Genomic DNA, 12133 nt, shown 5'->3' with positions numbered 1-12133 from the left:
TTTATTGTTTTTTATTGGTCACATGCGACATCCATTTAATCATTTCACTTGGGTATCAAGTTTTAGTTATGGATGTTTCATGTTAATATTTGCCAAAGAGTGCTTCTAATTTTTTAGTTCTGTAATTAAATATTTCTTCCAATTTAGGTTTTACCAATATGGGATGCACAAGTTGGCCCAAAATCCCAAATGGCACTTTATAATCAATAATGTCTTCCATTTCAACACCGCCATCTATAGCTTTTATAAAATGCTTATGGTGCCAAAGGGCATAAGGGCCAAAGCGTTGCTCGTCAACAAAATATTTGTTTTCTTCAGAATGTGTAATCTCAGTAACCCACTTGGTTTTGATCCCCAAAACAGGCGTGACAATATATTGAATTATTTGTCCTGTAAACATAGGTCTGTCTGCTCCTGAGAGTATATGAAAACCCATATAATCTGGAGTAATGATTTTTAGATTTTTAGGATCCGATAAAAACGCCCAAGCTTGAATAACGGAGATAGGAAGGTTTTGCTTTTTATGTAACCGATAAATTTTCATATAATTAATTGTACAAGAAGATGTAAGCATTTAAAGATGTGGCGATGATAAGCCAAATAAAATATGGCAATATCAGTAAGCTCTTGGCTTTGAGCTGATTTTTATAACCGAATAAAAATTTAGCAACCACTAATGTCAAGGCTACAATAACAACAAGCCCGAGTAAGACCATGTGTTGATTAAAGAACATGTAATTCCAAATGATGTTAAGTATAAACTGTACCAAAAACATCAATTTTAACTTAGTGCTTGGATGCTCAAAGTATAGGTATGCCATATATACAGAAAAGCAGATCATTATAGTAGTCCAAGCCGTTCCAAATACCCAACCAGGAGGTGTCCATGGTGCTTGATTGAGACTATTGTACCAATCTGTCATTGGCCCATTTGCCATGAGTAGGCTACCAATGGCTAGTGCTCCAAAGTTAATAATTAGGAAAACAAAAACGGTTTTTAGAAATTTCATAAACCTATTTTAAAAGCTGTTCTATTTCTTTTGAAATGGCTTCAGCTTCAGCGTATTTCCTATCGCTTTCAGTACGATTTGTTGTAGATAAAGCATGCCAATCTTTCATAAGAGATTTATATTGCTCTTGTAGCTTTTCAAGCTTTGTCTTCTTCTTGAATAATTTAAACATAGTTTTATTTTAAACGATTTACTATTTTAGGTGCTAAAGGACTCGTTGTAGAAAAATAATAATCTGCTAAATACCCTTCTTTATTCACTAAGTATTTTTGAAAATTCCACTTGACTGTAGAATTAGATTTTCCATTTTTATTCTTTTGCGTGAGCCATTTATACAACGGATGCTGGTTGTTTCCTTTTACATCTACTTTTTCCGTGATCAAGAATGTAGCGCCATAATTTATTTCACAAAAAGATTCGATAGCACTGGAATCTCCAGGTTCCTGATTTCCAAATTGATTACAGGGCACACCAATAACCTGTAATTTGTCTCCGTATAATTCATGTAATTCTTGGAGTTGTTTATACTGCGTTGTGAAACCACATTTAGAGGCGACGTTAACAATGAGTATGTATTTTCCTTTAAAGTCTGAAAACGATACGGGTTCACCACTGAGGGATTTAATGGTGATATTATAAATAGATGTTTGAACATTGCTTTTTGAATGTTCTGACTTTGAAAAAAGCGTCGCTGCAAAGATTTTTAGAGGATTCATTGCCTAAATTTTAAAACTTACAATGCCACAATCCATTTCAAAAACTTGTCCTGACATCGAGAGGGCTTTGTCAGATAACAGAAATTCTGCTAAATGCGCTACTTCGTTGGGTTCTAAGAACTTTTTAAGCGGGTGTCTATCCGTGATGTTTTCAATCATCTTTTCATTGCGCAAGAGCTTCGATGCTAAATCTGTGTTAGTTACGGTTGGAGCAATGGCATTGATACGTATGTGTGGGGCGAGTTCTGCTCCTAATGATTTTACCAAGCCCTCAACACCAGATTTTGCCGTGGCAATACTAGCATGATATGGCATGCCTAATTTACTGGCTACCGTGCTAAACAATAAAATGGCAGGGTTTGTACTTTTTTTAAGAAGAGGTAAGTATGCTTGAATAGATTTTACGGCGCCCAGAACATTGATTTCAAAATCTGCTCTAAAATCTTCTAAGCGTAATCTATTTATTGGTTTTAAATTAATGCTTCCAGGGCAATACACCAATCCATCAGCTGAATTTAATTCTGGTAATTCATCTTCAAGGATATCACAAGTGTAATGTGATAAATGATTGTGCGATTGCTCTGGAGCAGTTCTACTAATATTAATGACTTTATAGTGTTGAAGAAGACTGTTTATAATGGCGTTTCCTATTCCTTTACTTCCGCCAACAACTATAATTGTTTTCATTATTTAATTAGGGTTTTTCTAAGGCCTACCTTTAAGGCGCTTTTCAATTTTCTGTTTGATTACGGTTAACCGCTTCATCAAATCCATAATTTCAGGATCTTTTTTTTCTTTATATATTGTGTTTAAGTCTAAAATAAGGGCTTTAACTTCTCTAGACGATTCAATACGCTCACTCGTTGTTTTAAACGTATGTCTGCGTTGCTCAAATGCTAAAGCTTTATCAATAATCTCCATAATGTTTTAATCTTTAATCTAATTTAATAACTCGTGAAATCTTGTTATTTTCACAATTTCACAATATAATAAAATTTGACAGATTTACTATTTTAATAGAGATTAATTAAGTAAAATTTAATATTTTATTTGATTAAGCACCTTTTTATATTCTTCTTTAAATAATTAGGCTACCAACGGCTTTCCTTTTAACCGCTTTTCAATTTTTCTCTTTATAACAGTTAAGCGTTTCATGATATCCATGATTTTTTCGTCTTTCTTAACTTTATATATCTCATTTAATCCCAATATTAGAGCTTTGGCTTCTCTAGAAAGCTTCACCCTATCACTAGTGGATAATGATCTCATTTTGGTCTGTTCAAACGCTAAGGCCCTATCGATTAATTCCATAATGTAAATATTTAAAAGTTAATTAATTACTGATTCTCTATCTTTTAGAAATACTGTTTTGAGTGATTTGTTTTTGTCTTGAGCATTTAAATCGGCCTTTATCAAAACCTCCTAATTTTTCATGCTTGGTCTTTCTTCCCTGCACCCGTTTACTCCACATTTTGAAACTACTAGGTATCATTTCATAGCGCATTAAACCAATCACTTCTTGTTCTTTTAAACCGAACTGAAATTCTATTGCTTCAAAAGTGGTTCGGTCTTCCAAGGCTATTTCAATTATTCTATCAATTGCTTCGACACTTAAATTCATGCTGGATAAAAGTTGTATTTTGTATCGTATTCAATTTTTTTATCGAGCATTTTACTAAAAAATGTTTTGTTTTCTTTAAAAAAAATATTATTCAAAAAATGAACATACTTGCCTTGAGCATGAATACTGGCACCATTTGTTTTATACATGACGAGCTGATAATACGGAATTGCCCAGGTAAATTTTTTTAAGCCTTTATTAATGTAAATAAGGATGCCACCAGTTCGTAACTCTATATTGGCATAATTTATATCTGCCACCGAATTCATGTAAGATTTAAGGTTTGGACTCACATCATCAACAATCATACGTTTCGATCCAACACCTCTTAATTTTAATGTCTCAAAAAAAGAAAACGGACGCCCTACCAAATCTAAAAGAATTTGTTTTTCTTCTCTATTTTTAAATGTAGAATTTAAAATCACTTGATATCATTTTTTTCAAATTTACAAAATGTTTAACAATTTTAATAATAAATTAAACAAAATTTTTGATTCTAGAAAATCACTTATAGAAAATATACTAAAATAATCGATTATTAGACGATTGGAACTAAATGAAAGTAGTAGATATAAAGAGGGCTACAACAACTAATAAATTTATTCTTAACTAATTAATCTTATTAATAATAGAACATAAAAAAACCGCTTAAATAAATCAAGCGGTTTCGTTATAATTTATGTGCAATTATGTGATACTTAAGCTTTTTTAGCTTTTACCATGATTTTTAACTCTATATCATCATTAATAAATTTATCGCCTAAATCATCAAAAAATGATTTAGAGCCGTATTTTACATTCCATTTAGAACGATCAATAGTAAAGGTGTCGCTAGTAAGCGTCATCATGTCGCCGTCATTGCTTACAGAAACAGGGAATGTTACATTGTTTTTAACATCTTTAAGCGCTAAATTTCCAGATAACATCATTTTGCCATCAACTTCTTCTAAACCTGTAATTTCAAAAGCTGCCGTAGGATGATTTTCAACATCGAAAAAATCAGGACTTTTTAAATGGCCTTCTAATTTAGCACTGCCTTCCCCATCTTTTAAAGAAGCCATATCTATTAAAAACGTTCCACCGGCAATTTTACCATCAGCAGTATTTAAAACACCATTTTCTAAGTTGATATTACCAGTATGGGATCCAGTGGGCTTGTAGCCCGTCCAGGTAATAGTAGAGGTTTCAACATCAGCTATATATTTGTCTGTAACCACTTCTGGGGTCATGACTTCTTCAGCTTCTGTAGTAGTAGCTTCGTTAGCCTTATCCTTACAGCCCATAACAGAAACTGTTAAGGCGCTCATTATAAAAATTGTTGCAAATTTGTTTTTCATATCTAATTAATTGTTTTAGTGTTAGGTCGCAAATTTAAACAAATTGTTTTATTTATTAAAACAATAATTAAACAAAATTATTTTAATGCTTAGTACAAATAAAGTAATGACATTATGGCATTTTTATAATAATGGCAGTACTTTTGCCAACTTAATTTAGAGTTTGTAAAAATTATATACAGTAATGAGTAAGAAGCATAAAACACAAGATATTGAAGACCAACAAGTAGATGGTTTTGAGAATGAAACTGTTGAAGTTGATGAGCAAGAGGTTATTGAAGAAACGGTCGAAGAAAAGCTTGAGGGCGAACTAAAACAAGAAAAAGAGAAATTTTTAAGACTTTTTGCTGAGTTTGAAAATTATAAAAAACGTACCTCTAGAGAACGTATTGAATTATTTTCAACGGCTAGTGAAGATGTCATGAAAACCATGTTACCTGTTCTTGATGATTTTGAACGTGCTTTAAGTCATATTGAAGAAGACAAAGAGGCAGAAGAATTAAGAAAAGGGGTGCTTTTAATTTATCAGAAATTGGTAAATACCTTAGAGCAAAAAGGTTTAAAAGTCATCAAAGTTGAAAAAGGGGAAGCTTTTAATGCTGATAATCATGAGGCCATAACACAAATACCAGCGCCTACCGATGATTTAAAAGGGAAAATTATAGATATCATAGAGAAGGGCTACAAATTAGGAGATAAAGTTATTCGTTTTCCAAAAGTTGTTATCGGACAATAAACCAAAACCATGGCGAAAAGAGATTACTACGAAATATTGGGTGTCAATAAAAGTGCATCTACGGCAGAAATTAAAAAAGCATACCGTAAAAAGGCGATTGAACATCATCCTGATAAAAATCCTGATGATAAGGAAGCCGAAACTAAATTTAAAGAGGCCGCGGAGGCTTACGAGATTTTAAGCGATGGCGACAAGAAAGCACGGTATGATCAATTTGGTCATCAAGCGTTCGAAAACGGTGGTGGCTTCAACGGTGGCGGTATGAATATGGATGATATATTCAGTCAGTTTGGAGATATCTTCGGTGGTGCTTTTGGTGGTGGCGGCGGTTTTTCAGGATTTGGCGGCGGTGGCGGTCAGCGTCGTGTAAAAGGCAGTAATTTGCGCATCCGCGTAAAACTCACTTTAGAAGAAATAGCTAACGGCGTTGAAAAGAAAATAAAAGTCAAACGTAAAGTTCAGGCTCCTGGTACTACATATAGAACGTGTCCTACCTGTAACGGTAGCGGACAAGTAACGCGCATTACCAATACTATTTTAGGAAGAATGCAAACAGCAGCGCCATGTAATGCTTGTGGTGGTGCGGGTCAAACTATAGATAAGAAACCTGCAGATGCTGATGCACAAGGTTTAAAAGTAGCAGAGGAAACAGTATCGATTAAAATTCCGCCAGGCGTTGTTGATGGTATGCAGCTCAAAGTGTCAGGAAAAGGAAATGAAGCACCAGGCAATGGGATTTCAGGAGATTTACTTGTCGCTATCGAAGAAGTTGATCATGATAAATTACAACGTGAAGGAGATAATTTGCATTACGATTTGTATGTGAGTTACCCAGATGCGGTTTTAGGAACCTCAAAAGAAATTGATACCGTTACAGGTAAAGTGCGCATTAAAGTAGAGGCTGGCGTTCAGTCGGGTAAAATATTGCGCTTGCGCGGAAAAGGAATCCCAAATATTAACGGGTATGGCAAAGGAGATTTACTGGTACACGTGAATGTTTGGACCCCAAAGACCCTAAATAAACAACAAAAGGAATTTTTTGAAGCCATGCAGGATGATGAGCATTTTGCACCAAAACCAGAAAGTTCAGACAAATCATTTTTTGAGAAAGTGAAAGATATGTTTTCTTAAACATACATCAAAGTTACTAATATATCTGTGAGTGATTTTTTTAGATAACTTACGCTATAGTTTTTCTCTATTTGAGAAAAAAAAACTATATTTGATGTATCACTAGTTAACGCTAGTGGTAATTTTTCTTTTTCATAGCAATTTTTTTCCCATCCTTAATTTTTTTAAGGGTGGGTTTTGTTTTTAATACCATATTGTTTTCATATACCTCACAATCTTTAAGCATTCAGCAATTAAAGTCTTAAATTGTACCGTTTGGGTTAAACTTCTCGTTTAACATTTAATATATTTACCACGAATGAGATCAGCTAAAAAATAAGAATGAGTAACTTACTTGAAGTTCATAATGTTTCTAAAAATTTTGGAAATCACACTGCCTTAAATAATATTTCTATAATGGTTCCTGAGGGTAGTATTTTTGGGCTTTTAGGGCCTAATGGCGCTGGGAAAACCACCTTGATTAGAGTGATTAACCAAATAACCATGCCAGATTCGGGGTCAGTAATTTTAGATGGAGAACCGTTGAATGATATGCACATAAAGGATATTGGTTATTTACCAGAGGAGCGGGGTTTGTATAAATCAATGAAAGTGGGTGAACAGGCACTATATTTAGCGCAATTAAAAGGCTTAAGTAAAGCCGAGGCCAAAGCGCGATTGAAATTTTGGTTTGAACGTTTAGAAATTGGCGACTGGTGGAATAAGAAAATACAGGAACTTTCCAAAGGGATGGCGCAAAAAATACAGTTTATTGTAACGGTGTTGCATCAACCTAAACTCTTAATATTTGATGAACCGTTTTCTGGCTTTGACCCCATCAATGCTAATTTAATAAAAGATGAAATTTTAAGATTACGAGAAGAAGGGGCAACCGTGATTTTTTCAACGCACAGGATGGAGTCTGTTGAAGAGCTTTGTGACGATATTGCTCTAATTCACAAATCAAATAAAATCTTAGACGGTAAGCTGATTGATGTAAAAAGGCAATATAAAATTAACACGTTTGAAGTCGGTATTAGAACAGCAAATAACGATATGTTAAAAAGCGAATTGTCTTCGAAATATGAGTTGTCACCAGCGAATTTTAAAAGTTTGGAAGATGATTTAAAATTAAATATTAAACTGGAAACACACGAAAAACCTAATGATCTTTTAAATTACCTTACCTCAAAAGGCGAGGTATCTCATTTTGTTGAATTGATTCCCAATGTCAACGATATCTTTATTCAAACCGTTAAGAATAACTAATTTATATGAACCATTTACCACTCATTATAAAGCGTGAATATTTAACCAAGGTTAAAAATAAATCCTTTATAGTCATGACCTTTCTAAGTCCAATCATTATGATTGCCTTATTTAGCGTAGTGGCCTACTTATCACAAATTAACAATGATAAAGTTCGTGTTGTTTCTGTTTTGGATGAATCTGGATTGGTATCTGATGTTTTTTCAAATACCGATAATATAACCTATCATATTCTCGAAAATATGTCATTGGAAGACGCTAAAGAACTTTCAAAAGAAAGTGGTGCTTTTGGCTTACTTCACATTGATAGGTTTAAAGAGGTTAATCAAGTTTCCAATCACATCAAATTTTACTCAGAAGAATCTCCTTCACTGAGTCTCATATCAGATTTAGAAAGTCAGGTTAGTAATAAATTAACTAACATTAAGTTGGAAAATAAAGGTGTAGATGTCGCCATGATTAAAGCCTCTAAAATGCAAGTTACAATTGAACAAGAGAGTTTTAAAGGTGAAAGAACCTCAAAAACGGATAGCGTTGTCAAGCTCATTTTTGGTGGAGCTGCGGGTTATTTGTTATTTATGTTTATCATCATATACGGCAATATGATTATGCGAAGCGTCATTGAGGAGAAAACGAGTCGTATTATAGAGATCATTATATCATCAGTAAAACCCATGCAATTGATGTTGGGGAAAATTATAGGAACCTCTTTAGCAGGTATTACCCAATTTATCATTTGGATTATTTTAGCAGTACTTTTAGCAGTTATCGTATCGTCTATTTTCGGAATCGATATTGCACAAGTGCAAACGCCACAGCAGGATATGATGCAACAGGCCATGACCAATCCAGATGCCAATATGCAAGTTCAAGATTTCATTACCGCATTTTACAATCTCCCTATCACTAATTTAATAGTGGCATTTATTCTGTTCTTTATTGCTGGCTATTTACTGTACAGTTCGTTTTATGCGGCCATTGGTGCGGCTGTTGATAATGAAACCGATACACAACAATTTTTACTGCCTATCATGATGCCGTTAATTCTGGCAGTATATATAGGCTTTTTTACAGTAATTGAAGATCCGCATGGGACGGTCTCAACGGTGTTTTCATTTATACCGTTAACGTCTCCAGTGGTGATGCTAATGCGGATACCATTTGGTGTACCCATTTGGCAACAGGTACTATCACTGTCAATTTTAATTGCTACATTTATTTTTACCGTGTGGTTTGCAGCAAAAATTTACCGTGTGGGTATTTTAATGTATGGAAAAAAACCAAGTTATAAAGAACTTATAAAGTGGATTAAATATTAATATGAATCAAGATTTAGAAAAGATAGAGGAGGCCATTAAGGAAAGTTCTGCTTGGGAAAAGATTAGATCGGTGCTAGATCAGCATTATGATTTTACTGAGGAAATCAGTATTTCTGTTCAAGATGTGCTTATCGTTATCACCGTTATATTTATTACAACATTATTGTTAAGGCTCGTATTGAGGGTGCTTACCCGAAATTTACCAAAACCAGATAAAGTTAAATTTAATGTGGTCTTCGGCTATTTTCAATGGCTCATATATATCATCATATTATTAATTACACTCAATTCTTTGGGTGTTAACGTTACAGCAGTGTTTGCCGCTTCTGCCGCATTGCTTATCGGTATTGGTTTGGCATTACAAACCCTCTTTCAAGATATTATATCTGGGGTGTTTATTTTGATTGATCAATCGGTTCACGTTGGTGATATTATTGAAATTGAAGGTAAAGTAGGTCGGGTAGAAGAAATTAAGCTTAGAACTACAAGAGCGGTCACTATCGATAATAAAGTATTGGTCATTCCTAATCATTTATATTTAGAAAATAGTTTATACAACTGGACTCAAAATGGGACAACCACAAGAGAGGCTGTAAGTGTTGGGGTGGCTTACGGCAGTGATGTGCAATTGGTTAAAAAGTTATTGATTCAAGCCGCCAGTACACACCCAGATGTAATTGGTTCTCCTGAACCTACTGTTGTTTTTACAGATTTTGGCGAAAGTTCTTTGGATTTTAAAATTGTTTTCACGATCAATGATAGTTTTAAGGCACAGTTTCCTAAAAGTGATATTCGTTTTGAAATTGATAAGTTGTTTAGAGAGAACAACGTGAGCATTCCATTTCCTCAAAGGGATCTTCATATCATTCAAAAACCAGATCAAAATGTACAAATACGTATGAAAGATTCAAACGGAAAGTCCGTGAATGATGATGATAATAATACCCCTAAATAATAAGTTATGATACCTAAATCGTTGAAATGCCTCTTTATTGTGTGCTTTATATTTATGTCAACCTCTGTATATGCACAACTCACGGATTTGGCACGTTTGGAATACTCTTTTATTCCTAAGAGTAATTCAGAAGATCAATATACACGTTTGAGGGCCATGTTGAATTATCCTATTGAAATGAAAAAGGAGTCTTATCTAATTATTGGAGGCGAGTACAATAGAATTATTCTAAATTTAGAGGACAAGTATCCATTTGATACAGAAAAAGTAGAAACTATAAATATTATCGATTTCAGTCTGGGCTATACCTTTAAAATGAATGAAAAATGGCGTTTTGGTGCAAAATTCAATCCTAGGATAGCATCCACATTAACAAAATCCATTACTTCTGATGATATATTTATGAACGGTGGAATCTATTTTATTAACGACAGAACGAAGGAAGAAAGTTTAAAAAGCCCATATCGATTAATTTTAGGTTTAACTTATAATGCGACTACCGGTATTCCATTCCCGTTGCCTTTTGTTAGTTATTTTAGGGAAATTAATGACACTTGGAGCTTTAGTGTAGGCGTGCCAAAATCGAACTTAAAATATGCTATCAATGAAAATAACGACATTCAAGCCTTTGTAGGTTTAGATGGTTATTTGGCGCATTTGCAAGAACCTTCTGTAGTTAACGGAAAAAATGTAGATAACGTATCATTGTCCGTAGTAGTAGGGGGAGTGGGTTATGAATATGGTTTTACCAAGCATGTAGTCGGTTATTTATATACGGGGTATACGTTCAGATTAAATAATGTTTTACGTAACGAAAATAGAGATGAGGTCTTTAAATTGGATGACGTGAATGCGTTCTATTTAAGATCAGGAATTAAATTTAAAATATAAGATGTCAAAAATATTAATAGTAGAAGATGAAGCAGCAATAAGACGGGTGCTTGTTAAAATACTTTCTGAAGAAAATGAAGGCTACCATGTTGATGAAGCTGAAGATGGTTTAGCGGGTATTGAAAAGATTAAAAATGAAGATTTTGATTTGATACTGTGTGACATAAAAATGCCGAAAATGGATGGTGTTGAAGTGTTGGAAGCGGTAAAAAAAATTAAACCAGAAATCCCTATTGTTATGATTTCTGGTCATGGCGATTTAGATACAGCCGTCAACACCATGCGCTTAGGTGCCTTTGATTATATTTCCAAACCGCCCGATTTAAATCGATTATTGAATACGGTCAGAAATGCATTAGACCGAAAAGAATTAGTAGTCGAGAATAAAATTCTTAAAAAGAAGGTCAGTAAAAAGTATGAAATGATTGGTGATAGCGATGCCATTTCTCAAATTAAGGATATTATCGATAAAGTGGCGCCCACAGATGCCAGAGTATTAATAACAGGTCCCAATGGAACGGGAAAAGAACTAGTGGCGCATTGGCTACATCAAAAAAGTAATCGTGCCAAGGGTAATATGATTGAAGTTAATTGTGCCGCGATACCAAGTGAACTTATTGAAAGTGAACTTTTCGGTCATGTCAAAGGTGCCTTTACCAGTGCCGCAAAAGATAGAGCAGGTAAATTTGAAGCAGCCAATGGCGGGACCATTTTCTTAGATGAAATTGGTGATATGAGTTTATCGGCGCAAGCCAAAGTCTTGAGAGCATTGCAAGAAAGTAAAATTCAACGTGTAGGTAGTGATAGGGATATTAAGGTAGACGTTAGAGTAGTAGCTGCTACCAATAAAAACTTAAAAAAGGAAATAGCTGAAGGTAGATTCAGAGAGGATTTGTATCATAGACTGGCAGTGATTCTAATAAATGTACCAGCATTGAACGAACGACGGGAAGATATTCCATTGTTAATCGACTATTTCACCAAAAAAATATCAACAGAGCAAGGCACTGTACAAAAAACCTTTTCAGATAAAGCCATAAAATTATTGCAAGATTACGATTGGACTGGGAATATTAGAGAACTTCGAAATGTCGTAGAACGTTTAATTATTTTAGGTGGAACTGAGGTAAGTGAAACAGACGTTAAACTATTTGCTTCAAAATAAAAAA

The 12133-nt window shown here is 34.1% G+C and carries 17 protein-coding genes; 7 read left to right on the top strand and 10 right to left on the bottom strand.

The features are described 5' to 3' along the window. Positions 1 to 82 precede the first annotated feature (82 nt). The 10 genes from FAF07_RS00920 to FAF07_RS00875 all read right to left on the bottom strand — a co-directional run bounded on the left by FAF07_RS00920 (position 83) and on the right by FAF07_RS00875 (position 4684). Positions 83 to 544: an SRPBCC family protein gene (locus FAF07_RS00920; RefSeq protein ID WP_142783325.1), complete on the bottom strand. Its 462-nt coding sequence runs from the start codon at positions 542 to 544 to the stop codon at positions 83 to 85. Between the two features lie 4 nt (positions 545 to 548). Beyond that, a complete protein-coding gene (locus FAF07_RS00915) occupies positions 549 to 1010 on the bottom strand; it encodes a TspO/MBR family protein (protein ID WP_142783324.1) in 462 nt (153 codons plus the stop codon). A 4-nt stretch (positions 1011 to 1014) separates the two neighbouring features. Next, positions 1015 to 1182: a Lacal_2735 family protein gene (locus tag FAF07_RS00910; protein WP_142783323.1), complete on the bottom strand. Its 168-nt coding sequence runs from the start codon at positions 1180 to 1182 to the stop codon at positions 1015 to 1017. 4 nt (positions 1183 to 1186) lie between these two features. Beyond that, positions 1187 to 1726 carry a glutathione peroxidase gene (locus tag FAF07_RS00905; protein WP_142783322.1) on the bottom strand — a complete coding sequence of 180 codons (540 nt, stop codon included), beginning with the start codon at positions 1724 to 1726 and terminating at the stop codon, positions 1187 to 1189. Positions 1727 to 1729: 3 nt separating this feature from the next. Further along, positions 1730 to 2413 carry an SDR family NAD(P)-dependent oxidoreductase gene (locus tag FAF07_RS00900; protein ID WP_142783321.1) on the bottom strand — a complete coding sequence of 228 codons (684 nt, stop codon included), beginning with the start codon at positions 2411 to 2413 and terminating at the stop codon, positions 1730 to 1732. An 18-nt stretch (positions 2414 to 2431) separates the two neighbouring features. Further along, complete coding sequence (locus tag FAF07_RS00895) at positions 2432 to 2647, bottom strand: hypothetical protein (RefSeq protein WP_142783320.1); 216 nt, start codon at positions 2645 to 2647, stop codon at positions 2432 to 2434. Positions 2648 to 2812: 165 nt separating this feature from the next. After that, positions 2813 to 3037, bottom strand: a complete 225-nt coding sequence (locus tag FAF07_RS00890; RefSeq protein WP_142783319.1) for a hypothetical protein — start codon at positions 3035 to 3037, stop codon at positions 2813 to 2815. Positions 3038 to 3074: 37 nt separating this feature from the next. Then, positions 3075 to 3347 (bottom strand): TIGR03643 family protein, encoded by a 273-nt coding sequence (locus FAF07_RS00885; RefSeq protein ID WP_142783318.1) that lies wholly within the window; start codon positions 3345 to 3347, stop codon positions 3075 to 3077. After that, positions 3344 to 3772 (bottom strand): hypothetical protein, encoded by a 429-nt coding sequence (locus FAF07_RS00880; RefSeq protein WP_142783317.1) that lies wholly within the window; start codon positions 3770 to 3772, stop codon positions 3344 to 3346. The genes FAF07_RS00885 and FAF07_RS00880 overlap by 4 nt, the downstream gene beginning before the upstream one ends. 273 nt (positions 3773 to 4045) lie before the next feature. Beyond that, positions 4046 to 4684 carry a YceI family protein gene (locus tag FAF07_RS00875; RefSeq protein ID WP_142783316.1) on the bottom strand — a complete coding sequence of 213 codons (639 nt, stop codon included), beginning with the start codon at positions 4682 to 4684 and terminating at the stop codon, positions 4046 to 4048. Positions 4685 to 4868: 184 nt separating this feature from the next. Between FAF07_RS00875 and FAF07_RS00870 the strand changes: the two genes are divergently transcribed. The 7 genes from FAF07_RS00870 to FAF07_RS00840 all read left to right on the top strand — a co-directional run bounded on the left by FAF07_RS00870 (position 4869) and on the right by FAF07_RS00840 (position 12129). Beyond that, positions 4869 to 5420, top strand: coding sequence for a nucleotide exchange factor GrpE (locus FAF07_RS00870; RefSeq protein WP_142783315.1), 552 nt, complete (start codon positions 4869 to 4871; stop codon positions 5418 to 5420). 9 nt (positions 5421 to 5429) lie between these two features. Further along, positions 5430 to 6551, top strand: a complete 1122-nt coding sequence (gene dnaJ, locus FAF07_RS00865) for a molecular chaperone DnaJ (protein WP_142783314.1) — start codon at positions 5430 to 5432, stop codon at positions 6549 to 6551. Positions 6552 to 6872: 321 nt separating this feature from the next. After that, entirely contained in the window at positions 6873 to 7799 is a 927-nt protein-coding gene (locus tag FAF07_RS00860) for an ABC transporter ATP-binding protein (protein WP_142783313.1), read from the top strand. Between the two features lie 5 nt (positions 7800 to 7804). Beyond that, positions 7805 to 9118 (top strand): ABC transporter permease, encoded by a 1314-nt coding sequence (locus FAF07_RS00855; RefSeq protein WP_142783312.1) that lies wholly within the window; start codon positions 7805 to 7807, stop codon positions 9116 to 9118. 1 nt (position 9119) lies between these two features. Beyond that, a complete protein-coding gene (locus FAF07_RS00850; protein ID WP_142783311.1) occupies positions 9120 to 10073 on the top strand; it encodes a mechanosensitive ion channel family protein in 954 nt (317 codons plus the stop codon). Positions 10074 to 10127: 54 nt separating this feature from the next. Continuing rightward, complete coding sequence (locus tag FAF07_RS00845) at positions 10128 to 10964, top strand: DUF6268 family outer membrane beta-barrel protein (RefSeq protein WP_246067748.1); 837 nt, start codon at positions 10128 to 10130, stop codon at positions 10962 to 10964. Between the two features lies 1 nt (position 10965). After that, positions 10966 to 12129 carry a sigma-54-dependent transcriptional regulator gene (locus FAF07_RS00840; protein WP_142783310.1) on the top strand — a complete coding sequence of 388 codons (1164 nt, stop codon included), beginning with the start codon at positions 10966 to 10968 and terminating at the stop codon, positions 12127 to 12129. Positions 12130 to 12133: the final 4 nt, after the last annotated feature.

The organism is Changchengzhania lutea (genome assembly GCF_006974145.1).
In the GTDB taxonomy this organism is placed as follows: domain Bacteria; phylum Bacteroidota; class Bacteroidia; order Flavobacteriales; family Flavobacteriaceae; genus Changchengzhania; species Changchengzhania lutea.
The sequence above is the reverse complement of the archived record's forward strand: the minus strand, read 5'-3'. Positions and strand labels throughout refer to the sequence as shown.